Annotated in this window: 21 protein-coding genes and 1 other RNA gene; 19 read left to right on the top strand and 3 right to left on the bottom strand. The window is 66.7% G+C overall.

Features of this window, described 5'->3' with window-relative positions; translation table 11 throughout:
- Nucleotides 1-16 precede the first annotated feature (16 nt).
- Both F3I62_RS05925 and F3I62_RS05920 read right to left on the bottom strand, forming a co-directional pair.
- Nucleotides 17-367 carry a YraN family protein gene (locus F3I62_RS05925; RefSeq protein ID WP_160489033.1) on the bottom strand — a complete coding sequence of 117 codons (351 nt, stop codon included), beginning with the start codon at nt 365-367 and terminating at the stop codon, nt 17-19.
- The gene (locus F3I62_RS05920; protein WP_160488753.1) at nt 360-2,177 is read right to left on the bottom strand and encodes a penicillin-binding protein activator; all 1,818 of its coding nucleotides are present in this window, start codon (nt 2,175-2,177) and stop codon (nt 360-362) included. Before F3I62_RS05920 ends, F3I62_RS05925 begins: the two co-directional genes overlap by 8 nt.
- A gap of 90 nt (nt 2,178-2,267) precedes the next feature.
- Between F3I62_RS05920 and rsmI the strand changes: the two genes are divergently transcribed.
- From rsmI to lpxC, 18 genes are all read left to right on the top strand, one after another.
- Nucleotides 2,268-3,173, top strand: coding sequence for a 16S rRNA (cytidine(1402)-2'-O)-methyltransferase (gene rsmI / locus F3I62_RS05915; RefSeq protein ID WP_160488752.1), 906 nt, complete (start codon nt 2,268-2,270; stop codon nt 3,171-3,173).
- A 40-nt stretch (nt 3,174-3,213) separates the two neighbouring features.
- An RNA gene (gene rnpB, locus F3I62_RS05910) (RNase P RNA component class A) lies at nt 3,214-3,561 on the top strand.
- 311 nt (nt 3,562-3,872) lie between these two features.
- On the top strand, nt 3,873-4,328 hold the full coding sequence (gene mraZ / locus F3I62_RS05905) for a division/cell wall cluster transcriptional repressor MraZ (RefSeq protein WP_160488751.1): 456 nt from the start codon (nt 3,873-3,875) through the stop codon (nt 4,326-4,328).
- 2 nt (nt 4,329-4,330) lie between these two features.
- Nucleotides 4,331-5,272, top strand: coding sequence for a 16S rRNA (cytosine(1402)-N(4))-methyltransferase RsmH (gene rsmH, locus F3I62_RS05900; protein WP_160488750.1), 942 nt, complete (start codon nt 4,331-4,333; stop codon nt 5,270-5,272).
- Nucleotides 5,269-5,562 carry a cell division protein FtsL gene (ftsL, locus tag F3I62_RS05895; protein WP_160488749.1) on the top strand — a complete coding sequence of 98 codons (294 nt, stop codon included), beginning with the start codon at nt 5,269-5,271 and terminating at the stop codon, nt 5,560-5,562. The genes rsmH and ftsL overlap by 4 nt, the downstream gene beginning before the upstream one ends.
- Nucleotides 5,559-7,310 (top strand): peptidoglycan D,D-transpeptidase FtsI family protein, encoded by a 1,752-nt coding sequence (locus tag F3I62_RS05890; RefSeq protein WP_372240086.1) that lies wholly within the window; start codon nt 5,559-5,561, stop codon nt 7,308-7,310. Before ftsL ends, F3I62_RS05890 begins: the two co-directional genes overlap by 4 nt.
- Entirely contained in the window at nt 7,310-8,773 is a 1,464-nt protein-coding gene (locus F3I62_RS05885) for a UDP-N-acetylmuramoyl-L-alanyl-D-glutamate--2,6-diaminopimelate ligase (protein WP_160488748.1), read from the top strand. Before F3I62_RS05890 ends, F3I62_RS05885 begins: the two co-directional genes overlap by 1 nt.
- On the top strand, nt 8,766-10,133 hold the full coding sequence (gene murF, locus F3I62_RS05880; protein ID WP_160488747.1) for a UDP-N-acetylmuramoyl-tripeptide--D-alanyl-D-alanine ligase: 1,368 nt from the start codon (nt 8,766-8,768) through the stop codon (nt 10,131-10,133). The genes F3I62_RS05885 and murF overlap by 8 nt, the downstream gene beginning before the upstream one ends.
- Entirely contained in the window at nt 10,134-11,216 is a 1,083-nt protein-coding gene (gene mraY, locus F3I62_RS05875; protein ID WP_160488746.1) for a phospho-N-acetylmuramoyl-pentapeptide-transferase, read from the top strand.
- Nucleotides 11,217-11,222: 6 nt separating this feature from the next.
- Nucleotides 11,223-12,569: a UDP-N-acetylmuramoyl-L-alanine--D-glutamate ligase gene (gene murD / locus F3I62_RS05870; protein ID WP_160488745.1), complete on the top strand. Its 1,347-nt coding sequence runs from the start codon at nt 11,223-11,225 to the stop codon at nt 12,567-12,569.
- A complete protein-coding gene (gene ftsW, locus F3I62_RS05865) occupies nt 12,566-13,792 on the top strand; it encodes a putative lipid II flippase FtsW (protein ID WP_160488744.1) in 1,227 nt (408 codons plus the stop codon). The genes murD and ftsW overlap by 4 nt, the downstream gene beginning before the upstream one ends.
- A complete protein-coding gene (murG, locus tag F3I62_RS05860; protein WP_160488743.1) occupies nt 13,782-14,852 on the top strand; it encodes an undecaprenyldiphospho-muramoylpentapeptide beta-N-acetylglucosaminyltransferase in 1,071 nt (356 codons plus the stop codon). Before ftsW ends, murG begins: the two co-directional genes overlap by 11 nt.
- Before the next feature lie 34 nt (nt 14,853-14,886).
- Complete coding sequence (murC, locus tag F3I62_RS05855) at nt 14,887-16,287, top strand: UDP-N-acetylmuramate--L-alanine ligase (protein ID WP_218572768.1); 1,401 nt, start codon at nt 14,887-14,889, stop codon at nt 16,285-16,287.
- Nucleotides 16,284-17,225, top strand: a complete 942-nt coding sequence (locus F3I62_RS05850; RefSeq protein ID WP_160488741.1) for a D-alanine--D-alanine ligase — start codon at nt 16,284-16,286, stop codon at nt 17,223-17,225. The genes murC and F3I62_RS05850 overlap by 4 nt, the downstream gene beginning before the upstream one ends.
- A 3-nt stretch (nt 17,226-17,228) precedes the next feature.
- Entirely contained in the window at nt 17,229-18,086 is an 858-nt protein-coding gene (locus F3I62_RS05845; protein WP_160488740.1) for a cell division protein FtsQ/DivIB, read from the top strand.
- Between the two features lie 20 nt (nt 18,087-18,106).
- On the top strand, nt 18,107-19,354 hold the full coding sequence (gene ftsA / locus F3I62_RS05840; RefSeq protein ID WP_160488739.1) for a cell division protein FtsA: 1,248 nt from the start codon (nt 18,107-18,109) through the stop codon (nt 19,352-19,354).
- 55 nt (nt 19,355-19,409) lie between these two features.
- A complete protein-coding gene (gene ftsZ / locus F3I62_RS05835) occupies nt 19,410-20,606 on the top strand; it encodes a cell division protein FtsZ (protein ID WP_160488738.1) in 1,197 nt (398 codons plus the stop codon).
- Between the two features lie 112 nt (nt 20,607-20,718).
- Nucleotides 20,719-21,630, top strand: coding sequence for a UDP-3-O-acyl-N-acetylglucosamine deacetylase (gene lpxC / locus F3I62_RS05830; protein WP_160488737.1), 912 nt, complete (start codon nt 20,719-20,721; stop codon nt 21,628-21,630).
- 60 nt (nt 21,631-21,690) lie between these two features.
- Here the strand turns inward: lpxC and F3I62_RS05825 are convergent, their stop codons facing one another.
- Complete coding sequence (locus F3I62_RS05825) at nt 21,691-22,146, bottom strand: DUF721 domain-containing protein (RefSeq protein WP_160488736.1); 456 nt, start codon at nt 22,144-22,146, stop codon at nt 21,691-21,693.
- A 237-nt stretch (nt 22,147-22,383) separates the two neighbouring features.
- Here F3I62_RS05825 and secA point away from each other — a divergent pair, with 237 nt between their 5' ends.
- On the top strand, nt 22,384-25,122 hold the full coding sequence (gene secA, locus F3I62_RS05820; protein ID WP_160488735.1) for a preprotein translocase subunit SecA: 2,739 nt from the start codon (nt 22,384-22,386) through the stop codon (nt 25,120-25,122).
- Nucleotides 25,123-25,129 lie beyond the last annotated feature (7 nt).

The following is a 25,129-nucleotide window of genomic DNA, read 5'->3' as shown; positions in this document are numbered from 1 at the left end:
CGTTGATCGGGGCGATTCAGGTCTCAAAAGCGTTCTTTAGCCAGTCCAGTTGCGTGGGGTCGAGGGCGACCACGTCAAAGCGGCAGGGCTGCCTGGCCCAGCGGCTTTCCTGCTGCAGGAAGTGCTGGGCGGCGTGGATCAGGCGTTGCTGCTTGCGCAAATCGACGCTTTCCAGGGCGCCGCCCCAGGCGGCATGCCGGCGGTAGCGGACTTCGACGAATACTACTGTATCGCCGTCGAGCATGACCAGATCGAGCTCGCCGCCGCGGCAGCGCCAGTTCTGCGCCAGCAGGCGCAGGCCGTGCCGCAGCAGGTGGTCGCGCGCCTGGGTTTCGGCGACGCGACCGCTGTCGTTCGGCTTACTGATTGTTGCTGTCCGACAGGCGCTGGACCTGGCCGTCGTGGAACTCGGCCCAGGGCAGCTGGCGTTCGATGCGCTGGGCGCTGTTCAGGCTGAGGTTGCCGGACAGGCCTTCGACCCGGCTGTCGGGCATGGCCTGGAGTTGGCTCAGGCGCGGCGCCAGGCGGTAAGCGTCGACGCCCATGGCGTACAGGCGGCCGAGGCTGCCGGCGGCCTGCGGCCACTGGCTGTCGACCTGCTGGCGCAGGGCGTCGTTGCTGTCCAGCAGCCAGGGTGTTTCGCAGAAGCGGATGCCTTCCAGGTCCTGGTACTGGCTCGGGTTCTGCCCGCCGGCATACAGGTGCGAGGTGGCGTACACCGGCACGTCGCCAGCGTACTGGAAGGCCAGGGTCGGCTTGATCTGCTGGGCCTGCTGCGGGGTGGCGGCGAGGAAGATGAAGTCGACGTCCTGGCGGCGCGCTGGCACCGCGGCGATGGCGCCGCCCAGGGTGTTCTGCAGGCGCTTGGCGCGTGCCTCGCTTTCGCGCAGCTGGAACAGGTCGGCGATCTGCTGGGCCAGCTGCACCGGCTGGTCGACGTGCTCGGCGGCGATCAGGGTGCCGCCGGCGGCCTGCCAGCTCTGCTGGAAGGCGGCCAGCACGCGGTTGCCCCATTCGCCGCTGGGCACCAGGGCCACGGCGCGGCGCATGCCGTCGGCCCAGGCGCGGCGGGCTACTTCTCGGGCTTCGTCTTCGGCGGCCAGGCCGAACTGGAACAGCTGCGCCGGCGCTTCGCGGCCGGCGTCGCTGTAGTTCAGGGCCAGGGTGGTGATCGGCAGCTGCGGGCGTTCGCTGAGCTGCTTGACCAGTGGCTTCTCCAGCGGGCCGATCACCAGTTGCGCGCCGTCGGCCTGGGCCTGGCGGTAGAAGTCATCCAGCGAGGCGAGGCGCGAACTGTCGTAGAGCAGCACTTCCGGCGGGTTCTGGCCGGCCTGCTGGGCCTGGTAGTGGGCGGCCATGAAGCCGTCGCGCAGGGCGCGGGCGACGGAGGCCAGCTGGCCTTCCTGGGGCAGCAGCAGGGCGACCTTCTGCAGCGGCTGGCCGGCCAGGCTCTTCAGCTTGTCCAGGGCCTGCGGCAGCTGTTGCGCGGCCGGGTGTTGCGGATGCTGCTGGCGCCAGGCGTCGATGGCGGCCAGCTGCTGGTCCGGGGTGCCGGCGCTCTTGGTGGCCAGGGCCAGGCTCAGCCAGCCATCCAGGTCGCTGTCGCCGGAGGATTGCAGCTGGCTCTGCGGCAGGCTGGCGACCAGGGTCCAGATCGCTTCGTGGTTGCTGGCGGCCGCGGTGCCATCGAGCAGCGGGGCGATGTACACGCGTTCGCGGGCGGCGGCGAGGGGCTGGCCGTCGGCCTCCAGGGCGCGGGCGCGGACCAGTTGGGTGCGCACCTGTTGCTCGACCGGCAGTTCGCCGAGGCGTTCCAGGCTCGGGTGGCTGAGGGCCTGGAGCGCGGCCTTGGGCTTGTTGCGGGCCAGGGCCAGTTCGGCGGCGAGGGTGCTGGCGAAGATCTGCTGGGCCGGCTTCAGGCTGTCCAGGGCGATCTCGTCGAGGATGCGCGTGGCGCGTCCCAGATCTTGCTGCTGGTAGGCCAGGTCGGCGGCGGACAGGCGCAGCAGGGCGGCCTCTTCCGGCATTTCGCTGGCATCGGCCTGTTGCAGCAGTTGTTCGATGCTGGCTTGCGGGGTGCGTGGCAGCTCGCCCAGGTTGGACGACGGGGTGCTGGCGCAGGCGGCCAGCAGGCCGGCGAGGCAAAGGGCGGAAAGCGGGCGCAGGCGGGCGATCATCTAAACGTTCCTGGTACTGGATCCAATGAGTGCGCGATTGTACCCAAGGCCCGCAGCCCGTGCGATGTCGGTGCAGCGAAACGGGCTACAATGCGCGCTTTCCGTGGTCATCGAGGGTCGCCCGTGAGCGTTTCCACTGCTTCTGTAACCGCTACCGGCACGCTGTATGTAGTTGCCACCCCGATCGGCAACCTGGATGACATCAGCGCCCGCGCCCTGCGCATCCTGCGTGAGGTGGCGCTGATCGCTGCCGAGGACACCCGCCACTCCATCCGTCTGCTGCAGCATTTCGGCATCGCCACGCCGCTGGCGGCCTGCCACGAGCACAACGAGCGCGACGAGGGCGGGCGTTTCCTCACCCGCTTGCAGGCGGGCGAGGACGTGGCGCTGATTTCCGATGCGGGCACGCCGCTGATCTCCGACCCCGGCTATCACCTGGTGCGCCAGGTGCGGGCGGCCGGGATCCGCGTGGTGCCGGTGCCGGGCGCCTGCGCGCTGATCGCCGCCCTGTCGGCGGCCGGCTTGCCGTCCGATCGTTTCAGCTTCGAGGGCTTCCTGCCGGCCAAGACCGTCGGGCGCCAGGCGCGCCTGCAGCAGGTGGCACAAGACCCGCGCACCCTGATCTTCTACGAGGCGCCGCACCGCATCCTCGAGTGCCTGGCCGATATGCGCGAGGTGTTCGGCGCCGATCGACCGGCGGTGCTGGGGCGCGAGCTGACCAAAACTTTCGAGACGCTCAAGGGGCTGCCGCTGGGCGAGTTGCACGACTGGGTGGCGGCCGACAGCAACCAGCAGCGTGGCGAGTGCGTGGTGCTGGTGGCCGGCTGGCAGGCGCCGGAGGGGGATGAGGCGATCAGTGGCGAGGCGCTGCGCGTGCTCGACCTGCTGCTCGGCGAGATGCCGCTCAAGCGGGCGGCGGCGTTGGCGGCGGAGATCACCGGAGTGCGCAAGAACCTGCTCTATCAGGTGGCGCTGGAGCGGCAAAAGGACGCTTGAGCTTGTCCTGCGGCGCTCGGCTGGGTACCCTTGGCGGCGGAGAGTCGATCGGACAGTCGCTGCCTTCGCAAGAAGGGGGAGGAAAGTCCGGGCTCCATAGGGCGGAGTGCCAGGTAATGCCTGGGAGGCGCGAGCCTACGGAAAGTGCCACAGAAAATAACCGCCTAAGCGCGCAAGCGCCGGTAAGGGTGAAAAGGTGCGGTAAGAGCGCACCGCACGGCTGGCAACAGTCCGTGGCTAGGTAAACCCCACTCGGAGCAAGACCAAATAGGGTTCCATTGGCGTGGCCCGCGCTGGAACCGGGTAGGTTGCTAAAGGCGTGCAGTGATGTACGTCGTAGAGGAATGACTGTCCTCGACAGAACCCGGCTTACAGATCGACTCTCCACCTTTTCTCTTCTATCCGCTTCACCCCGCATCCCGCATTTGTAATACCGAAAAAATCTTACTCTTAAGAAACTACTTTAAGTTCGAAGTTCAGCATCATGAACTGGCTGAAATTCGCCTCTGAAAAACCCTCGATTTGCCTCTCCAAATCCCCCGCTTAGTTCGCTAAATCTCCGTCCTGTAAGGATTTTTCCCTGTTTGCGCGCCTTGACGCTGGGGGCGCTGCATTCCTATAGTGTGCCGAAGTGGCACAAAGTGGCACGAAGTGGGTCGTATGGGCACGGAAAGCTAATTACAGTGGGGGAACGCAGCCTTGTTTCGCGGAGCTAACGCCATCAGTCTCGACGCCAAAGGGCGACTCGCGATGCCGAGCCGGTATCGTGACGAGCTCGTTTCGCGTTGTGCCGGCCAGCTCATCGTCACCATCGATGCCGTCGATCCCTGCCTCTGCGTATACCCGCTGCCTGAGTGGGAGCTGATCGAGGCCAAGCTGCGCGAACTGCCTTCCCTGCGTGAAGAAACCCGTCGCCTGCAGCGCCTGTTGATCGGTAATGCCGTGGACATCGAACTGGACGGCAGCGGCCGCTTCCTCGTGCCGCCGCGCCTGCGCGCCCATGCCGGCCTGGACAAGCACGCCATGCTGGTCGGCCAACTGAACAAATTCCAACTGTGGAACGAGGATGCCTGGAACGCACTTGCCGATGCCGACCTGGCTGCCATCAAACAACCCGGTGCTCTGCCGGACGACCTGCGTGATCTGATCCTGTGACCATGACCAATAGCTTCCGCCATATCACCGTGCTGCTCGACGAAGCCGTCGACGGCCTCGCCGTGCGCGCGGATGGCTGCTATCTGGACGGCACCTTCGGGCGGGGGGGGCACAGCCGGCTGATCCTGGAAAGGCTCGGGCCAGATGGTCGCCTGCTGGGTTTCGACAAGGACCCGCTGGCGATTGCCACGGGAAATGCACTGGCGGCCGAAGACGGCCGCTTCGTCGTTGTACAGCGCAGCTTTGCCGAGCTGGGCGAGGAGGTCGCTCAGCGCGGCCTGGCGGGCCGGGTCGATGGCATCCTGCTCGACCTCGGCGTGTCCTCGCCGCAGCTGGACGATGCCGCGCGTGGCTTCAGCTTCCTCAATGACGGTCCGCTGGACATGCGCATGAACCCGGATGCCGGCGTCAGCGCCGCCGAGTTCATCGCCAGCGCCAGCGCCGAGGAGATCGCCCGGGTCTTCAAGGAATACGGCGAAGAGCGTTTCGCCAAGCGCATGGCCCGTGCCGTGGTCGAGCGCCGAGCGCTCAAGCCGTTCGAGCGTACCGCCGACCTGGCCGCCGTACTCACCGAGGCCAATCCGGCCTGGGAGAAGGGCAAGAACCCGGCGACCCGCGCCTTCCAGGGCCTGCGCATCTACATCAACAACGAGCTGGGCGACCTCGAGGCGGGCCTCGATGCCGCGCTGGAAAGCCTGGCCGTGGGTGGGCGCCTGGTGGTAATCAGCTTCCACTCGCTGGAAGACCGCATCGTCAAGCAGTTCATGCGCCGTCACGCCAAGGGTGAGGCGGACAACCTGCCGCGCGACCTGCCGATCATCCCCAAGGCCTTCGAGCCGCGTCTCAAGCTGCTGGGCAAGCCGCAGTTCGCCTCCGAGGCCGAGCTCAATGCCAACCCGCGCTCGCGCAGCGCGGTCATGCGCGTGGCGGAGAAGCTGCGATGAGCCGCCTGTTCGCCAAGCCCTTGCCGCCCGGCAGCCTGCTGCTGTTGCTGCTGTTCATTGGCGTGCTGCTGTCGGCCCTCGCCGTGTCCTACAGCGCGCACTGGAACCGCCAGCTGCTCAACGCCCTGTACGCCGAGCTCAGCGTGCGCGACAAGGCGCAGGCCGAGTGGGGCCGGCTGATCCTCGAGCAGAGCACCTGGACCGCACACAACCGCATCGAGACGCTGGCCAGCGAGCAGCTGCACATGCGGATCCCGGAAGCGGCCGAAGTGCAGATGGTGGCGCCATGATGGGTCTCGAAGGCGCCCTCTACCCCTGGCGTTTCCGCCTGGTGCTGGCCCTGCTGGCGCTGATGGTGGGGGCCATCGCCTGGCGCATCATCGACCTGCACGTGATCGACCACGATTTCCTCCAGGCCCATGGCGATGCGCGCAGCGTGCGGCACATCCCGATCCCGGCCCATCGCGGCCTGATCACCGACCGCAATGGCGAGCCGCTGGCCGTCAGTACGCCGGTGATCACCCTGTGGGCCAACGGCAAGGAACTGGCCAAGGCGCAGAACCGCTGGACCGACCTGGCCGCCGCCCTGGGCCAGGAGCCGCAAGCCTTTGCCAAGCGCCTGCAGCAGGCCAGCGAGCGCGAGTTCATGTACCTGGTGCGCGGCCTGACCCCGGAGCAGGGCCAGGCCATCCTCGACCTGAAAGTGCCGGGCGTATACAGCATCGAAGAGTTCCGCCGTTTCTACCCGGCCGGCGAAGTGGCCGCCCATGTGATCGGCTTCACCGACGTCGACGACCGTGGCCGCGAAGGCATGGAGCTGGCCTTCGACGAGTGGCTGGCCGGTGTGCCGGGCAAGCGCCAGGTGCTCAAGGATCGCCGCGGCCGCCTGATCAAGGATGTCCAGGTCACCCAGAACGCCAAGGCCGGCAAGACCCTGGCGCTGTCCATCGACCTGCGCCTGCAGTACCTGGCCCACCGCGAGCTGCGCAATGCCCTGGTGGAAAACGGCGCCAAGGCCGGCAGCCTGGTGATCATGGACGTGAAGACCGGCGAAGTGCTGGCCATGGCCAACCAGCCGACCTACAACCCGAACAACCGGCGCAACCTGCAACCGGCAGCCATGCGTAACCGCGCCATGATCGACGTGTTCGAGCCGGGCTCCACGGTCAAGCCGCTGTCGATGAGCGCCGCCTTGCAGAGCGGGCGCTGGAAGCCGGAAGACATCGTTGAAGTCTGGCCCGGTTCCCTGCAGATCGGCCGCTACACCATCAAGGACGTGTCCAAGACCCAGGGCCGCGAGCTCAACCTGACCGGCATCCTGATCAACTCCAGTAACGTCGGCATGAGCAAGGTCGCCTTCGATATCGGCGGCGAGTCCATTTACAGCATGATGCAGCAGCTGGGCCTGGGTCAGGATACCGGCCTGGGTTTCCCCGGCGAGCGCGTCGGCAACCTGCCCAACCACCGCAAGTGGCCGAAGGCGGAAACCGCGACCCTGTCCTATGGCTACGGCCTGGCGGTAACCGCCGTGCAGCTGGTGCATGCCTATGCCGTGCTGGCCAACGACGGGCGCAGCGTGCCGCTGACCATGACCCGCGCCGATCGCGTACCCGAGGGCGTGCAGGTGATGTCGGAAGACGTGGCGAAAACCATGCAGGGCATGCTGCAGCAAGTGATCGAAGCGCCGCGCGGGGTATTCCGCGCCCAGGTGCCGGGTTACCACGTTTCCGGCAAGAGCGGCACGGCGCGCAAGGCCAGTGTCGGCACCAAGGGCTACACGGCCAACGCCTACCGCTCGATGTTTGCCGGCTTCGCGCCGAGCAGCGACCCGCGCATCGCCATGGTCGTGGTCATCGACGAGCCGAGCAAGGCCGGCTACTTCGGTGGTCTGGTCTCGGCGCCGGTGTTCAGCAAGGTCATGGGCGGCACGCTGCGCCTGATGAACATCACCCCGGACAACCTGCCGCCGCCGGTCGCGCCAACGCCTGTTGCGCCGCAAACCGCCGCGACGGCCAGTAACAATGGAGGGCGGATCTGATGCCCATGCCACTCAACCAGCTGCTGCCCCAGGCCCAGTCGGCCACCTTGATTCGCGAACTGACCCTGGACAGCCGCAAGGTGCGTCCGGGCGACCTGTTCCTCGCCGTGCCCGGCACCGCCCAGGATGGCCGTCTGCATATCGCCGACGCCGTGGCCCGCGGTGCCGCCGCCGTGGCCTATGAAAGCGAAGGCGCAGCGGCGATGACCGCCAGTAGCGCCGAGCTGGTGCCGATCAAGGGCCTGGTCGGCCAGCTGTCGGCCATCGCCGGGCGTTTCTACGGCGAGCCGAGCCGTGCCCTGCGCCTGGTCGGCGTCACCGGCACCAACGGCAAGACCAGCGTCAGCCAGCTGCTGGCCCAGGCCCTGGACCTGCTCGGCGAGCGCTGCGGCATCGTCGGCACCCTCGGCACCGGCTTCTACGAGGCCCTGGAAAGCGGCCGCCACACCACCCCGGACCCGGTGGCGGTGCAGGCCATCCTCGCCGACCTCAAGCAGGCCGGTGCCCGCGCCCTGGCCATGGAAGTTTCCTCCCACGGTCTGGAGCAGGGCCGCGTGGCTGCGCTGGACTTCGACGTGGCGGTGTTCACCAACCTGTCGCGCGATCACCTCGACTATCACGGTTCGATGGAAGCCTACGGCGCGGCCAAGGCCCGGCTGTTCGCCTGGCCGGACCTGCGTTGCCGGGTGATCAACCTGGACGACGCCTTCGGTCGCCAGCTGGCCGCCGAACAGCATGAATCGCGCCTGATCGGTTACAGCCTGGACGACAGCAGCGCCTACCTCTACTGCAGCGAAGCCAGCTTCGACGACCACGGCGTGCGTGCCCGCCTGGTCACCCCGCAAGGCGAGGGCAACCTGCGCAGCCCGCTGCTGGGGCGCTTCAACCTGAGCAACCTGCTGGCCGTGGTCGGCGCGCTGCTCGGCCTGAACTACCCGCTGGACGAGATCCTCGCGCTGCTGCCACGGCTGCAAGGCCCGGTCGGGCGCATGCAGCGTTTCGGCGGCGGCCGGCTGCCGCTGGTGGTGGTGGATTACGCACACACCCCGGATGCCCTGGAGAAAGTCCTCGAAGCCCTGCGCCCGCATGTCACCGGCCGCCTGCAGTGCCTGTTCGGCTGCGGCGGCGACCGCGACAGCGGCAAGCGCCCGCTGATGGCTGCGGTGGCCGAGCGCCTGGCCGATGCGGTGCTGGTCACCGACGACAACCCGCGCACGGAAGATCCGGCGCAGATCATCGAGGATATCCGTGCGGGCTTCGCCAGGCCCGAACAGGTCGAATTCATTCACGGTCGCGGCCAGGCGATTGCCCGGCTGATCGCCGCCGCGCAGGCCGGCGACGTGGTGGTGCTGGCCGGCAAGGGCCACGAGGACTACCAGGAGATCAATGGCGTGCGCCAGCCGTTCTCCGACCTGGACGAGACCGCCAAGGCCCTGCAGGCCTGGGAGGCTGCCCATGCTTAAGCCGCTGCTGCTCAGTGAAGTGGCACCCGCCCTGCACGCTCGCCTGCACGGTGCCGACGTGGCGTTCTGCGCCGTGTCAACCGACAGCCGCAAGATCGAGGCCGGCCAGTTGTTCGTCGCCCTGAGCGGGCCGAACTTCGACGGCCACGACTACCTGGCCGAGGTGGCAAGCAAGGGCGCCGTGGCCGCGCTGGTCGAGCGCGAAGTGGCGGGTGTCGATCTGCCGCAGCTGATCGTCGGCGACAGCCGGGTCGGCCTGGGTCGCCTCGGCGCCCTGAATCGCCAGGCCTACGGCGGCCCGTTGGCCGCCGTGACCGGCTCCAGCGGCAAGACCACGGTCAAGGAAATGCTCGCCAGCATCCTGCGTGCCGGCCTGCACGGCCCGGTTCTGGCCACCCGCGGCAACCTGAACAACGACCTCGGCGCGCCGCTGACCCTGCTCGAGCTGGCGCCCGAACATGTCGGCGCGGTGATCGAGCTGGGCGCCAACCATGTCGGCGAGATCGGCTACACCGTCAGCCTGACCCGGCCGCAGGTGGCGATCATCACCAACGCCGGGATCGCCCATGTCGGCGAGTTCGGCGGTCCGGACAAGATCATCGAGGCCAAGGGCGAGATCATCGAAGGCCTGGCCGCCGATGGCGTGGCCGTGCTCAACCTTGACGACAAGGCTTTCGCCACCTGGCAGGCGCGCGCACGTGGCCGTCGCGTGCTGAGCTTCGCCCTGGGCGACAGCCGCGCCGATTTCCACGCCGCCGAGCTGGCCCGCGATGCCCGCGGCTGCCTGGCCTTCACCCTGCACAGCCCGGTCGGCCAGGCGCGCATCCAGCTCAACCTGCTGGGCGAGCACAATGTGGCCAACGCCCTGGCCGCCGCCGCCGCGGCCCATGCTCTGGGCGTGCCGCTGGTCGGGATCCAGGCCGGGCTGGAAAGCCTGCAACCGGTCAAAGGCCGCGCCGTTGCTCAGTTGGCGACGAACGGTGCGCGGGTGATCGACGACACCTACAACGCCAACCCGATTTCGATGTGCGCCGCCGTTGATATACTCGCCGCCTTCCCCGGTCGCACCGTTCTGGTGCTGGGGGATATGGGCGAGTTGGGCGAGTGGGCCGAGCAAGGCCATCGCGATGTCGGCGCCTATGCCGCCGGCAAGGTCGACGCGCTGTATGCCGTGGGCCCGCTGATGGCCCATGCCGTCAAGGCATTCGGTACGGAAGGACATCACTTCGCCGATCAAGCCAGCTTGATCGCGGCACTTCGCCGCGAATCGGGCGACACCACCATTCTAATTAAAGGTTCGCGCAGCGCGGCGATGGAAAAAGTCGTCGCGGCTCTCTGTGCATCGGGGGAGGCTCACTAAATGCTGCTGCTGCTGGCGGAGTACCTGCAACAGTTCTACACCGGTTTCGGTGTGTTCCAGTACCTGACCTTGCGCGGGATTCTCGGGGTGCTGACCGCCCTGGCCCTGTCGTTGTGGCTCGGCCCGTGGATGATCCGCACCCTGCAGATCCGCCAGATCGGCCAGGCGGTGCGCAACGACGGCCCGCAGTCGCACCTGTCGAAGAAGGGCACGCCGACCATGGGTGGCGCGCTGATCCTCTCGGCCATCGCCGTCAGCACCCTGCTCTGGGCCGACCTGAGCAACCGCTACGTGTGGACCGTGCTGGCCGTGACCCTGCTGTTCGGCGCCATCGGCTGGGTCGACGACTACCGCAAGGTGATCGAGAAGAACTCGCGCGGCCTGCCAAGCCGCTGGAAATACTTCTGGCAGTCGGTGTTCGGCCTGGGCGCGGCGATCTTCCTCTATATGACCGCGCAGAGCCCGGTGGAAACCACCCTGATCCTGCCGGTGCTGAAGGACGTTGCCATTCCGCTGGGCGTGGGCTTCGTGGTGCTGACCTACTTCGTCATCGTCGGCACCAGCAACGCGGTCAACCTGACCGACGGCCTCGACGGCCTGGCCATCCTGCCGACCGTGCTGGTGGCCGGTGCGCTGGCGATCTTCTGCTACCTGTCGGGCAACATCAAATTCGCCGATTACCTGCTGATCCCCTACGTACCGGGCGCCGGCGAGCTGATCGTGTTCTGCGCCGCGCTGGTCGGTGCCGGCCTGGGTTTCCTCTGGTTCAACACCTACCCGGCCCAGGTCTTCATGGGCGACGTGGGAGCTCTCGCGCTGGGCGCCGCGCTCGGCACCATCGCCGTGATCGTGCGTCAGGAAATCGTCCTGTTCATCATGGGCGGCGTGTTCGTCATGGAGACCCTGTCGGTGATCATCCAGGTCGCCAGCTTCAAGCTGACCGGCAAGCGCGTGTTCCGCATGGCGCCGATCCACCACCATTTCGAACTCAAGGGCTGGCCCGAACCCCGGGTGATCGTGCGCTTCTGGATCATCACCGTGATCCTCGTGCTGATCGGCCTTGCCACCCTGAAACTGAGGTAATAGACAGTGTCGCTGATCGCTTCCGACCAGTTCCGCATCGTTGTCGGCCTCGGCAAGAGCGGCATGTCCCTGGTGCGCTTCCTGGCGCAGCAGGGCGTGCGCTTCGCCGTGGCCGACACCCGCGCGAACCCGCCGGAGCTGGCGACCCTGCAGCGCGACTACCCGCAGGTGGAAGTGCGCTGCGGCGAGCTGGACGTGGACTTCCTGTGCCGCGCCTCGGAGCTGTACGTCAGCCCGGGCCTGGCCATCGCCACCCCGGCGCTGCAGGCCGCGGCCGCGCGCGGGGTCAAGCTGTCCGGCGACATCGAACTGTTCGCTCGCCATGCCAAGGCGCCGATCATCGCCATCACCGGTTCCAACGCCAAGAGCACCGTGACCACCCTGGTCGGCGAGATGGCCGCGGCGGCCGGCAAGAAGGTCGCGGTCGGCGGCAACCTCGGCACCCCGGCGCTGGATCTGCTGAGTGACGAAGTCGAGCTGTACGTGCTGGAACTGTCCAGCTTCCAGCTGGAAACCACCGACCAGCTGAATGCCGCGGTGGCCACCTGCCTGAACGTCAGCGAAGACCACATGGATCGCTACGCCGGCATGCCGCAGTACCACCTGGCCAAGCACCGCATCTTCCGCGGCGCCAAGCAGGTGGTGGTCAATCGCGACGACGCCCTGTCGCGGCCGCTGATCGCCGATCAGGTGCCGTGCTGGGAGTTCGGCCTGGGTAAGCCCGACTTCAAGCGCTTCGGCCTGATCGAGGAGGGCGGCGAGAAGTTCCTGGCCTTCCAGTTCGACAGCCTGCTGCCGACCTCCGCGCTGAAGATCCGCGGCGCGCATAATCAGTCCAATGCCCTGGCGGCCCTGGCCCTCGGCCATGCCGCCGGCCTGCCGCTGGCGCCGATGCTGGCGACCCTGCAGACCTTCGCCGGCCTGGCCCACCGTTGCCAGTGGGTGCGCGAGCTGCGCGGGGTGAGCTATTACGACGACTCCAAGGCCACCAACGTCGGCGCCGCCCTGGCCGCCATCGAAGGCCTGGGCGCCGATATCGCCGGCAAGCTGGTGCTGATCGCCGGTGGCGACGGCAAGGGCGCCGATTTCTCCGCCCTCAAGGCGCCGGTGGCCCGGTTCTGCCGCGCCGTGGTGCTGCTCGGCCGCGATGCCGAGTTGCTGGCCGCCGCCCTCGGCGATGCCACGCCGCTGCTGCGGGTGGGGACCCTGGACGAGGCCGTGCAGCGCTGCGCCGAGCTGGCCCAGCCTGGTGATGCCGTGCTGCTGTCGCCGGCCTGCGCCAGCCTGGACATGTTCAAGAACTTCGAAGAGCGCGGGCGCCTGTTCGCCCAGGCGGCGGAGGGCCTGCAATGAAGCTGGAACGCCTGCTCGCCGCCCCGTCGCCGCTGCGCAGCCAGCGCGGCATCGACCTCGATTTCCCGCTGCTGGCCGGTTGCCTGGCCCTGCTTGGCCTGGGCCTGGTGATGATCACCTCGGCCTCCTCGGAAGTGGCCGCGGCGCTGTCCGGCAACCCGCTGTACCACATGGTCCGCCACCTGATTTACCTGGCCATCGGCCTGGGCGCCGGGTTCATGACCCTGCTGATTCCCATGGCCCTGTGGCAGCGCTTCAGTGGCACCCTGCTGCTGATCGCCTTCGTCCTGCTGATCCTGGTGCTGCTGCCGGGCATCGGTCGTGAGGTCAACGGTGCCAAGCGCTGGATCGGCTTCGGCCTGTTCAACCTGCAGCCGTCCGAGCTGGCCAAGCTGTTCACCGTGATGTTCATCGCCGCCTACCTGGTGCGCCGCCAGGAGGAAGTGCGCAAGCACCTGATGGGCTTCATCAAGCCGATGTTCATCCTCGGCCCGATCGCCGTGCTGCTGCTGGCCGAGCCGGACTTCGGCGCCACCGTGGTGCTGGTCGGCGCCTGCATCGCCATGCTGTTCCTCGGCGGCATCAACCTGCTGCGCTTCATCCCCCTGGCCAGCGGCGTGCTGGCCCTGGGCGTGGTGGTGATGACCAGCCAGAGCTACCGCCTGGCGCGCCTGACCAACTTCGTCGACCCCTGGGCCGACCAGTACGGCGCCGGCTACCAGCTGAGCCAAGCGCTGATCGCCTTCGGCCGCGGCGAGTGGCTGGGCGTCGGCCTGGGCAACAGCATCCAGAAGCAGTTCTACCTGCCGGAAGCGCACACCGACTTCGTCTTCGCCGTACTGGCCGAGGAGCTGGGCATGATCGGTGCGCTGCTGACCGTCGCGCTGTTCGTCTTCGTCAGCGTGCGTGCCCTGTACATCGGTCTGTGGGCGGAAAAGGCCAAGCAGTTCTTCTCCGCCTACGTGGCCTACGGCCTGGCTTTCCTGTGGATCGGCCAGGTGCTGATCAATATCGGCGTGAACGTCGGTCTGCTGCCGACCAAGGGCCTGACCCTGCCGTTCCTCAGCTACGGCGGCAGCTCCCTGGTGATCTGCTGCGTCAGCCTGGCGCTGCTGCTGCGCATCGAGTGGGAGCGGCGCACCCAGATCCAGCTGGGCAGCGCGGAGGTGGAATTCAGCGAGGCGGATTTCTTCGATCCCGAGGAGGTCGGCCATGCGCGGTAATGTCCTGATCATGGCCGGCGGTACCGGCGGCCACGTGTTCCCGGCCCTGGCCTGCGCCCGCGAATTCCAGGCGCGCGGCTACAGCGTGCACTGGCTGGGCACCCCGCGTGGCATCGAGAACGAACTGGTGCCGGCCGCCGGCCTGCCGCTGCACCTGATCCAGGTCAGCGGCCTGCGCGGCAAGAGCAAGCTGGCCCTGCTCAAGGCGCCGTTCCAGCTGCTGCGGGCCCTGTGGCAGGCGCGGCGGATCATGCGCGAGCTGCAGCCGGTGTGCGTGCTGGGCATGGGCGGCTATGTCACCGGCCCGGGCGGCCTGGCGGCCAGGCTCAATGGCGCGCCGCTGATCATCCAGGAGCAGAACGCCGTGGCCGGCACCGCCAATCGCAGCCTGGTGCCGTTTGCCAGCCGGGTCTGCGAAGGCTTCCCGAATACCTTCGCAGGCAGCGCCAAGCGCCGCACCACCGGCAACCCGGTACGCGAGGAGCTGTTCCTGGAAACCCCGCGCGACTCGCTGAGTAAGCGCAAGCCGCGCCTGCTGGTGCTGGGTGGCAGCCTGGGCGCCGAGCCGCTGAACAAGCTGCTGCCAGCCGCCCTGGCCAAGCTGCCGGCCGAACTGCGTCCGCAGGTGTTTCACCAGGCGGGCAAGCAACATGCCGAGATCACCGCGGAGCGTTATCGCGAAGTTGCGGTCGAAGCCGAGGTCGCGCCGTTCATCAAGGACATGGCCCATGCCTATGCCTGGGCCGATCTGGTGATCTGCCGTGCCGGCGCGCTGACCGTCAGCGAGCTGGCCGCCGCCGGGTTGCCGTCGTTTCTGGTGCCACTGCCGCACGCGATCGACGACCACCAGACGCGCAATGCCGAATACCTGGCGAAGGAGGGCGCGGCCTTCCTGCTCCCGCAACATGCGACTGACGCGGACACGCTTGCCGCGCAGCTGACCGAGGTTCTGATGCACCCCGAAAAACTCAAGGACATGGGCCGCATTGCGCGTCGCCTGGCCAAGCCCGATGCCACCCGTACCGTGGTGGAAACCTGCCTGGAGGTGGCCCGTGGCTAAGTCTCCCGCCGCTGCCCGTTCGGAAATCCGCCGCATGCGCCGCATCCGCCGCATCCACTTCGTCGGCATCGGCGGCGCCGGCATGTGCGGCATCGCCGAGGTGCTGCTCAACCTCGGTTACGAAGTCTCCGGCTCCGACCTCAAGGCCTCGGCCGTGACCGAGCGCCTGGAAAGCTTCGGCGCCATCATCTTCATCGGCCACCGCGCGGAGAACGCCGAGCAGGCCGACGTGCTGGTGGTGTCCAGCGCCATCAACACCAGCAACCCGGAAGTCGCCACCGCCCTGGAACGCCGCATTCCGGTGGTGCCGCGCGCCGAGATGCTCGCCGAGCTGATGCGCTACCGCCACGGCATCGCGGTGGCCGGTACCCACGGCAAGACCACCACCACCAGCCTGCTGGCCTCGGTGTTCGCCGCCGGCGGCCTGGACCCGACCTTCGTCATCGGCGGCCGTCTCAACGCCGCCGGCACCAACGCCCAGCTCGGCAGCAGCCGCTACCTGATCGCCGAGGCCGACGAGAGCGACGCCAGCTTCCTGCACCTGCAGCCGATGGTCTCGGTGGTCACCAACATCGACGCCGACCACATGAGCACCTACGGCGGCGACTTCAACGTCCTCAAGAAGACCTTCATCGAGTTCCTGCACAACCTGCCGTTCTACGGCCTGGCCGTGCTCTGCGTGGACGACCCGGTGGTGCGCGAGCTGCTGCCGCAGGTGGCGCGTCCGACCGTGACCTACGGCTTCGCCGAAGACGCCGACGTGCGCGCCATCAACGTGCGCCAGCAGGGCATGCAGACTCACTTCACCGTGCTGCGCCGCGACCGCGAGCCGCTGGACGTGTCGGTCAACATGCCGGGCAACCACAACGTACTGAACTCCCTGGCGACCATCGCCATCGCCACCGACGAAGGCATCGACGATGCCGCCATCGTCGCCGGGCTGTCCGGCTTCCAGGGCGTCGGCCGGCGCTTCCAGGTCTACGGCGATCTGCCGGTGGACGGCGGCAGCGTGATGCTGGTCGACGACTACGGCCACCACCCGCGCGAAGTCGCCGCGGTGATCAAGGCCGTGCGTGGCGGCTGGCCGGAGCGCCGCCTGGTGATGGTCTACCAGCCGCACCGCTACAGCCGTACCCGCGACCTGTACGACGACTTCGTCCAGGTGCTCGGCGACGCCAAGGTGCTGCTGCTGCTGGAGGTCTACCCGGCCGGCGAAGCACCGATCCCCGGCGCCGACAGCCGTCACCTGTGCCACAGCATCCGCCAGCGCGGCCAGCTGGACCCGATCTATGTCGAGCGTGGGGTCGATCTGGCGCCGCTGCTCAAGCCGCTGCTGCGTGCCGGCGACATCCTGCTGTGCCAGGGTGCCGGCGATATCGGCGGCGTGGCCCCTCAACTGATCAAGCACGCGCTGTTTCAAGGTGAGTCGAAATGAGTCTGCAATCCACCCTCGATCCCCAGGCCTTCGGCCGCGTCGCCGTGCTGTTCGGTGGCAAGAGCGCCGAGCGCGAGGTTTCGCTGAAATCCGGCGCTGCCGTGCTGCAGGCGCTGCAGGCGGCCGGCGTGGATGCCTTCGGCATCGATGTCGGCGATGACCTGCTGCAGCGCCTGACCAGCGAGAAGATCGACCGCGCCTTCATCGTGCTGCACGGCCGTGGCGGCGAAGACGGTGCCATGCAGGGCCTGCTGGAGTGCGCCGGCATCCCCTACACCGGCAGCGGCATCCTCGCCTCCGCCCTGGCCATGGACAAGCTGCGCACCAAGCGCGTGTGGCTGAGCCTCGGTCTGCCGACGCCGAACCACGCGGTGCTGGCGTCCGAAGCCGATTGCCGCGCGGCCGCCGCCGAGCTGGGCTTCCCGCTGATCGTCAAGCCGGCCCACGAAGGTTCGAGCATCGGCATGGCCAAGGTTGGTGATGTCGAGGCGCTGGTCAAAGCCTGGCGCGACGCCAGCCAGTACGACTCGCAGGTGCTGGTGGAGCAGTGGATCGCCGGCCCGGAGTTCACCATCGCCATGCTGCGCGGCCAGGTGCTGCCGCCGATCGGCCTGGGCACCCCGCACACTTTTTACGACTACGACGCCAAGTACCTGGCCAATGACACCCAGTACCGCATTCCCTGCGGCCTCTCGGCCGAGAAAGAGGCGGAATTGAAGGAGCTCACCGCGCGTGCCTGCGAGGCCGTGGGTACCCAGGGCTGGGCGCGCGCCGACGTGATGCAGGATGCCGCCGGCAAGTTCTGGCTGCTGGAGGTCAATACCGTGCCGGGCATGACCGACCACAGCCTGGTGCCGATGGCCGCCCGTGCCGCCGGCCTGGATTTCCAACAGCTGGTGCTGGCGATTCTCGCCGACAGCGTCGAGGCCAGGGGTTAAGTCATGGGCGTCACTCTCCGCCACCCGCAACCCATCGGCCGCGCTCCCCTGCGCCAGCCGGCGGCTGCGCGCGGCGCGAGCCGGATGGTGGCCAAGGAGCCGTTGTCCGCGCGCCTGCCGAAGCCGGACTTCAGCGGCCTGAAACGCCTGCTGTGGCCGCTGCTGCTGGTCGGCCTGGGTTTCGCCACCTACGAGCTGGCCCAGCGCCTGATCCCCTATGCCGATCGACCGATCGCGCGGGTCAGCGTGCAGGGCGAGCTGAGCTACATCAGCCAGCAGGCGGTGCAGGAGCGCATCGCGCCGTTCATCGCGGCTAGCTTCTTCACCGTCGACATGGCCGGCATGCGCGCCGAGCTGGAACGCATGCCGTGGATCGCCCACGCCGAAGTGCGGCGGGTGTGGCCGGACCAGGTGTCGATCCGCCTGGAGGAACAACTGCCGGTGGCGCGCTGGGGCAGCGAGGCGCTGCTGAACAACCAGGGCCAGGCCTTCGCCCCGCGCGAGCTGACCCACTACGAGAACCTGCCGCTGCTGTCCGGGCCGCAACGCGCCCAGCAGCAGGTGATGCAGCAGTACCAGGTGCTCAGCCAGATGCTGCGCCCGCTGGGCTTTTCCATCACGGCCCTGGAGTTGCGCGAGCATGGCAGCTGGTTCATCAGCACCGGCCAGGGCGTGGAGATCCTCCTGGGGCGCGACCACCTGGTAGAGAAAATACGTCGCTTCAGCACCATCTACGACAAGGTGCTGAAAGAGCAGATCGCGAATATCGCGCGCATCGACCTGCGTTACGCCAACGGCCTGGCCGTGGCCTGGCGCACGCCGGTGGCGCCAACGGCGGCTGAACCCGCCGCCGTGCAGTGAATCGAGGAGAAAGTAGAACCATGGCAAGCGTGCAGAGCGGCAAGATGATCGTCGGCCTGGATATCGGCACCTCCAAGGTGGTGGCGCTGGTGGGCGAGGTGACTGCGGACGGCCAGCTGGAAATCGTCGGCATCGGCACCCACCCGTCGCGCGGCCTGAAGAAGGGCGTGGTGGTCAACATCGAGTCCACCGTGCAGTCGATCCAGCGCGCCGTGGAAGAGGCCCAGCTGATGGCCGGCTGCCGCATCCACTCGGCCTTCGTCGGCGTGGCCGGCAACCATATCCGCAGCCTCAACAGCCACGGCATCGTCGCCATCCGCGACCGCGAGGTCAGCCCGGCCGACCTCGAGCGCGTGCTCGACGCCGCCCAGGCCGTGGCCATCCCGGCCGACCAGCGGGTGCTGCACACCCTGCCGCAGGATTACGTGATCGATAACCAGGAAGGCGTGCGCGAGCCGCTGGGCATGTCCGGCGTGCGCCTGGAAGCCAAGGTGCATGTGGTGACCTGCGCGGTGAACGCGGCGCAGAACGTCGAGAAGTGCGTGCGCCGCTGCGGCCTGGAAGTCGACGACATCATTCTCGAACAGCTGGCCTCCGCCTATGCGGTGCTGACCGACGACGAGAAGGAACTGGGCGTGTGCCTGGTCGACATCGGCGGCGGCACCACCGACATCGCCATCTTCACCGAAGGTGCGATACGTCACACGGCGGTGATTCCGATCGCCGGCGACCAGGTCACCAATGATATCGCCATGGCATTACGCACCCCGACCCAGTATGCCGAGGAGATCAAGATTCGGTATGCTTGCGCCCTAGCCAAACTGGCCGGCGCCGGGGAAACCATCAAGGTTCCCAGTGTGGGCGACCGGCCACCGCGGGAACTGTCCCGTCAGGCGCTGGCCGAGGTTGTCGAGCCCCGTTACGACGAGCTCTTCACCCTGATTCAGGCCGAGCTGCGGCGCAGTGGCTACGAGGACATGATCCCTGCCGGGATCGTCCTCACCGGTGGCACCGCCAAGATGGAAGGTGCCGTCGAACTGGCCGAAGAGATCTTTCACATGCCGGTGCGTCTGGGCGTACCACACAGCGTCAAGGGACTGGCCGACGTCGTGCGTAATCCTATCTATTCGACAGGCGTGGGCCTGCTCATGTACGGCCTGCAGAAGCAGGCCGACGGCATCTCCATGTCTGGCGGCAGCCTGTATAGCGACGAACCCAAGGCACCCGTACTGGAGCGGCTGAAACGCTGGGTCCAGGGCAATTTCTGAAAGCAACACCGCGGTTAGCTGTAGGCGATACAACTAGAAAATAAGGAGAGGGGAAATGTTCGAACTCGTAGATAACGTTCCGCAAAGCGCAGTTATCAAGGTGATCGGCGTGGGTGGCGGCGGTGGTAATGCCGTCAATCACATGGTCAAGAACAACATCGAAGGCGTCGAGTTCATCTGCGCCAACACCGATGCGCAGGCGCTGAAGAATGTCGGCGCGCGCACCGTACTGCAGCTCGGCCCTGGTGTGACCAAGGGCCTGGGCGCCGGCACCAACCCGGAAATCGGCCGCCAGGCCGCCCTGGAAGACCGCGAGCGCATCGCCGAAGTGCTGAATGGCGCCGACATGGTCTTCATCACCACCGGCATGGGTGGCGGTACCGGTACCGGTGCGGCGCCGATCATCGCCGAAGTGGCGAAGGAGATGGGCATCCTCACCGTGGCGGTGGTGACCCGTCCGTTCCCGTTCGAAGGGCGCAAGCGCATGCAGGTCGCCGACGAGGGCATCCGTGCCCTGTCCGAGTGCGTCGACTCGCTGATCACCATTCCCAACGAGAAGCTGCTGACCATCCTCGGCAAGGACGCCAGCCTGCTGTCCGCCTTCGCCAAGGCCGATGACGTGCTGGCCGGTGCCGTGCGCGGCATCTCCGACATCATGCAGCGTCCGGGCCTGATGAACGTCGACTTCGCCGACGTGAAGACCGTGATGGGCGAAATGGGCATGGCGATGATGGGCACCGGCTGCGCCAGCGGTCCGAACCGTGCACGCGAGGCCACCGAAGCGGCGATCCGCAACCCGCTGCTGGAAGACGTCAACCTGCAGGGCGCCCGCGGCATCCTGGTCAACATCACCGCCGGTCTGGATCTGTCCCTCGGCGAGTACGCCGCGGTCGGCGAGATCATCGAGGCCTTCGCCTCCGAGCACGCCACCGTCAAGGTCGGCGCGGTGATCGATGCTGATATGCGCGACGAACTGCACGTGACCGTGGTCGCCACCGGCCTGGGCGCGCGCATCGAGAAGCCGGTCAAGGTGGTCGACAACACCATCGCCGCCGCTTCCGTCGCGCCGGCGGCGGTGATCAGCACTGCGCCGCGTGCTGCCGAGCCGCAGACCGTCAACTACAAGGACTACGAGCGTCCCACCGTGCAGCGTCAAAGCCACGCCGGTGCCGCCGCCGCAGCCAAGCTGAACACGCAGGATGACCTGGATTACCTAGACATCCCGGCCTTCCTGCGTCGCCAAGCTGATTGATGGAATTTATCAGGAGTATGAAGGTGATTGGTGTTCAGCAAAGGCCGGTTCTGCTATCATCGCCGGCCATTGTTGACAACAGTTCGCAACTAGCGCACAAGCAGCCAAAGCCATGATCAGACAACGCACCCTGAAAAACATCATCCGTGCCACCGGCGTTGGCCTGCACTCGGGGGAAAAGGTATACCTGACCCTCAAGCCGGCTCCGGTGGATAGCGGTATCGTGTTTCGTCGCACCGACCTCGACCCCGTCGTGGAAATCCCCGCCCGCGCGGAAAATGTCGGTGAGACCACCATGTCGACCACTCTGGTCAATGGTGACGTCAAGGTGGATACCGTGGAGCACTTGCTTTCGGCCATGGCAGGCCTGGGCATCGATAACGCCTACGTCGAGCTCTCGGCATCCGAAGTGCCGATCATGGACGGCAGCGCCGGCCCCTTCGTATTCCTGATTCAGTCCGCAGGTCTGGAAGAACAGGACGCGCCGAAGAAATTCATCCGCGTCCTGCGCGAAGTCACCGTGGAAGAGGGCGACAAGCGCGCCACCTTCCTGCCGTTCGACGGCTTCAAGGTGAGCTTCGAGATCGACTTCGACCATCCGGTATTCCGCGGTCGTACCCAGACCGCTTGTGTGGACTTCTCCAGCACCTCCTTCGTCAAGGAAGTCAGCCGCGCGCGTACCTTCGGTTTCATGCGCGACATCGAATTCCTGCGTTCGCAGAACCTGGCGCTCGGCGGCAGCGTGGACAACGCCATCGTGGTCGACGAGTTCCGCGTGCTCAACGAAGACGGCCTCCGTTACGAGGACGAGTTCGTCAAGCACAAGATCCTCGACGCCATCGGCGACCTCTACCTGCTGGGCAACAGCCTGATCGGCGAGTTCCGTGGCTTCAAGTCGGGCCACGCGCTGAACAACCGTCTGCTGCGCACCCTGATCGAGCAGAAAGATGCTTGGGAAGTGGTGATCTTCGACGACGCCAGCAACGCACCGATCTCCTACATGCGACCGGTTGCGGCCGGTTAAGCAGCAACACCCTCTTCTCGTTTGATTTAGGCCACCTCCGGGTGGCCTATTTTTTGTCCGCTATTCGCGTGGCTTGGCGTGGCTGGCCAGGCGTTCGAGGGCGGCGCGCAACCTGGGGTCGCTGATGCCTTCGGCGGCGCTGTTGAGGCTGTCGGCGGCGGCGCTGGAGAGTTCCACCTTGCGCCCGACATAGTCGACCTGGCCGGTCGGCGGGCGCACCTTGATCTGGATCTTCAGCAGCCCGGCGAACTCCGGCAGCACCTGCAGCTGGCGCTGCAGGCGGCGCTGCTGGTAGTGCAGGCGGGTGGCCCAGTGGCCGTTGCTGGTCAGCAGCAGCAGGCAGCCGTCGCGCCAGCTGGCGACCCGGCAGTGTTCGCGGGCGGCGGGCTCCAGCTGGCCGTCGACCAGCTCCTGCAGGCGGGCAATCCGCTGGGCCTGGTCGAACAGCGCCTGCAGCGGTCTGCTGGCATGCAGCAGCGCGGCAGACGCCTTGGCCGGCAACGGGCGGAAGGTCATGGATGGGGCATCGATGCAGTCATGGCTGCATGTTAGCAAACCAGGCCTTGCAGTGGACGGCGGGCATCCCCATATAGGAGGGATTCGCGGTTGCGGACTGTGCTCTGGTCGAGGGCATGATGCGCTTTCCTCGCCGACGTTTCCGAGTAGAATGCCCCCTTCGCACGCAGCCGAGCCGGCTGCAGGGCTGGCGTTCTACGTCGCCCATCATCCCAATTAGTGGAAGAATCTGCCGATATGTTTGCGCCGCTGTTGAAGAAACTCTTTGGAAGCAAGAACGAGCGTGAAGTCAAACGCATGCTCAAGGCAGTGACGGCGATCAATGCCCTCGAAGAGCAGATGCTGGCGCTCTCCGACGAGCAGCTGAAGGCCAAGACCGAGGAGTTCAAGGCGCGCCTGGCCAAGGGTGAGACCCTCGATCAGATTCTTCCGGAAGCCTTCGCCGTGGCCCGCGAGGCCGGCAAGCGGGTGATGGGCATGCGTCACTTCGACGTGCAGCTGATCGGCGGCATGACCCTGCACGAAGGCAAGATCGCCGAGATGCGCACCGGCGAGGGCAAGACCCTGGTGGGCACCCTGGCGGTGTACCTGAACGCCCTGGAAGGTCGTGGCGTGCACGTGATCACGGTCAACGACTACCTGGCCCGCCGCGACGCCAACTGGATGCGTCCGCTGTACGAGTTCCTCGGTCTCAGCGTCGGCATCGTTACCCCGTTCATGCCGCCGGAAGAAAAGCGCGCCGCCTATGCCGCCGACATCACCTACGGCACCAACAACGAATTCGGCTTCGACTACCTGCGCGACAACATGGCCTTCAGCCTGGACGAGAAGTTCCAGCGCGAGCTGAACTTTGCCGTGATCGACGAAGTGGACTCGATCCTCATCGACGAGGCGCGCACTCCGCTGATCATCTCCGGCCAGGCCGAAGACAGCTCCAAGCTGTACATGGAAATCAACAAGCTGATCCCGCGCCTCACCCAGCACATCGAGGAAGAGGAGGGCGTGGTCACCCAGGAAGGCCACTACAAGATCGATGAGAAGAGCCGCCAGGTCGAACTCAACGAAGCCGGCCACCAGTTCATCGAGGAACTGCTGACCAACGCCGGCCTGCTGGCCGAGGGCGAGAGCCTGTACTCGGCGCACAATCTGGGCCTGCTGACCCACGTGTATGCCGGCCTGCGCGCGCACAAGCTGTTCCACCGCAACGTCGAGTACATCGTGCAGCAGGACCAGGTGCTGCTGATCGACGAGCACACCGGCCGGACCATGCCGGGCCGTCGCCTGTCCGAGGGCCTGCACCAGGCCATCGAAGCCAAGGAAGGCCTGACTATCCAGGCCGAGAGCCAGACCCTGGCCTCGACCACCTTCCAGAACTACTTCCGCCTGTACAAGAAGCTGGCCGGCATGACCGGTACCGCCGACACCGAGGCCTTCGAGTTCCGCCAAATCTACGGCCTCGACGTGGTGGTGATCCCGACCAACAAGCCGCTGGCGCGCAAGGACTACAACGACCTGGTCTACCTGACCCAGGAAGAGAAGTACGCGGCGATCATCGCCGATATCAAGGAAATCCAGGCCCAGGGCCGGCCGATCCTGGTCGGTACCGCCTCGATCGAGACCTCCGAATACCTGTCGAGCCTGCTCAACAAGGCCGGCATGGAGCACAAGGTGCTCAACGCCAAGTACCACGAGAAGGAAGCCGAGATCATCGCCCAGGCCGGTCGCCCAGGCGCGGTGACCATCGCCACCAACATGGCCGGTCGTGGTACCGACATCCTCCTCGGCGGCAACTGGGAAGTGGAAGTCGCCAATCTGGACAACCCGACTGCCGAGCAGATCGCGCAGATCAAGGCCGACTGGCAGAAACGTCACCAGCAGGTGATCGAAGCCGGTGGCCTGTGCGTGATCGCTTCCGAGCGTCACGAATCGCGGCGTATCGACAACCAGCTGCGTGGCCGTGCCGGTCGCCAGGGTGACCCAGGCTCCAGCCGCTTCTACCTGTCGCTGGAAGACAGTCTGATGCGCATCTTCGCCTCCGACCGCGTGAAGAACTTCATGAAGGCCCTGGGCATGCAGTCCGGCGAAGCCATCGAACACAGCATGGTGACCAACGCCATCGAGAAGGCGCAGCGCAAGGTCGAAGGGCGCAACTTCGACATGCGCAAACAGCTGCTCGAATACGACGACGTGGCCAACGAGCAGCGCAAGGTGATCTACCACATGCGCAACAGCCTGCTGGCCGCCGACAACATCGGTGAGACCATCGCCGAGTTCCGCGAGGAAGTGCTCACCGCCGCGATCAACCAGCACATCGCGCCGCAGTCGCTGCCCGAGCAGTGGGATATCACCGGCCTGGAAGCGGCGCTGTTCAGTGATTTCGGCCTGCGCCTGCCGATCCAGCAGTGGCTCGACGAAGACGACCACCTGTACGAGGAAACCCTGCGCGCGCGCATCCTCGAGGAGCTGCTGGCCGCCTACCACGAGAAGGAAGAGCTGGCCGGCGCCGTGGCCCTGCGTACCTTCGAGAAGCAGATGCTGCTGCGGGTGCTCGACGACCTGTGGAAAGACCACCTGGCGACCATGGATCACCTGCGTCACGGCATCCACCTGCGCGGCTATGCGCAGAAGAACCCCAAGCAGGAATACAAGCGCGAGTCCTTCACCCTGTTCCAGGAGCTGCTCGACTCGATCAAGCGCGACACCATCCGCGTGCTGTCGCACGTGCAGATCCGCCGTGAAGACCCGGTCGAGGAAGAGGCGCGCCTGCGTCGCGAAGCCGAAGCCATGGCCCAGCGCATGCAGTTCCAGCATGCCGATGCTTCGGCAATGGCCCTTGCCGAGCCCGAGGCGGCAGGTGCAGACGAGGTGGCCCAGGCTGCCGCGCCGGTGCGCAGCGAGGTGAAAACCGGGCGCAACGAACCCTGCCCGTGCGGTTCCGGCAAAAAGTACAAGCATTGCCACGGTCAGATCGCCTGATCCGGCA

This window comes from Pseudomonas sp. R-28-1W-6, from assembly GCF_009799925.1.
GTDB lineage: Bacteria > Pseudomonadota > Gammaproteobacteria > Pseudomonadales > Pseudomonadaceae > Aquipseudomonas.
The sequence above is the reverse complement of the archived record's forward strand: the minus strand, read 5'-3'. Positions and strand labels throughout refer to the sequence as shown.

What these genes read in the sequence shown, in the direction of transcription:
- F3I62_RS05920 (WP_160488753.1), bottom strand. Translation starts at nt 2,177, where the DNA reads ATGATCGCCCGCCTGCGCCCGCTTTCCGCCCTTTGCCTCGCCGGCCTG.
- rsmI (WP_160488752.1), top strand. Translation starts at nt 2,268, where the DNA reads ATGCGCGCTTTCCGTGGTCATCGAGGGTCGCCCGTGAGCGTTTCCACT.
- rsmH (WP_160488750.1), top strand. Translation starts at nt 4,331, where the DNA reads ATGACCAATAGCTTCCGCCATATCACCGTGCTGCTCGACGAAGCCGTC.
- ftsL (WP_160488749.1), top strand. Translation starts at nt 5,269, where the DNA reads ATGAGCCGCCTGTTCGCCAAGCCCTTGCCGCCCGGCAGCCTGCTGCTG.
- F3I62_RS05890 (WP_372240086.1), top strand. Translation starts at nt 5,559, where the DNA reads ATGATGGGTCTCGAAGGCGCCCTCTACCCCTGGCGTTTCCGCCTGGTG.
- F3I62_RS05885 (WP_160488748.1), top strand. Translation starts at nt 7,310, where the DNA reads ATGCCCATGCCACTCAACCAGCTGCTGCCCCAGGCCCAGTCGGCCACC.
- murF (WP_160488747.1), top strand. Translation starts at nt 8,766, where the DNA reads ATGCTTAAGCCGCTGCTGCTCAGTGAAGTGGCACCCGCCCTGCACGCT.
- mraY (WP_160488746.1), top strand. Translation starts at nt 10,134, where the DNA reads ATGCTGCTGCTGCTGGCGGAGTACCTGCAACAGTTCTACACCGGTTTC.
- ftsW (WP_160488744.1), top strand. Translation starts at nt 12,566, where the DNA reads ATGAAGCTGGAACGCCTGCTCGCCGCCCCGTCGCCGCTGCGCAGCCAG.
- murG (WP_160488743.1), top strand. Translation starts at nt 13,782, where the DNA reads ATGCGCGGTAATGTCCTGATCATGGCCGGCGGTACCGGCGGCCACGTG.
- murC (WP_218572768.1), top strand. Translation starts at nt 14,887, where the DNA reads ATGCGCCGCATCCGCCGCATCCACTTCGTCGGCATCGGCGGCGCCGGC.
- F3I62_RS05850 (WP_160488741.1), top strand. Translation starts at nt 16,284, where the DNA reads ATGAGTCTGCAATCCACCCTCGATCCCCAGGCCTTCGGCCGCGTCGCC.
- F3I62_RS05845 (WP_160488740.1), top strand. Translation starts at nt 17,229, where the DNA reads ATGGGCGTCACTCTCCGCCACCCGCAACCCATCGGCCGCGCTCCCCTG.
- ftsA (WP_160488739.1), top strand. Translation starts at nt 18,107, where the DNA reads ATGGCAAGCGTGCAGAGCGGCAAGATGATCGTCGGCCTGGATATCGGC.
- ftsZ (WP_160488738.1), top strand. Translation starts at nt 19,410, where the DNA reads ATGTTCGAACTCGTAGATAACGTTCCGCAAAGCGCAGTTATCAAGGTG.
- lpxC (WP_160488737.1), top strand. Translation starts at nt 20,719, where the DNA reads ATGATCAGACAACGCACCCTGAAAAACATCATCCGTGCCACCGGCGTT.
- F3I62_RS05825 (WP_160488736.1), bottom strand. Translation starts at nt 22,146, where the DNA reads ATGACCTTCCGCCCGTTGCCGGCCAAGGCGTCTGCCGCGCTGCTGCAT.
- secA (WP_160488735.1), top strand. Translation starts at nt 22,384, where the DNA reads ATGTTTGCGCCGCTGTTGAAGAAACTCTTTGGAAGCAAGAACGAGCGT.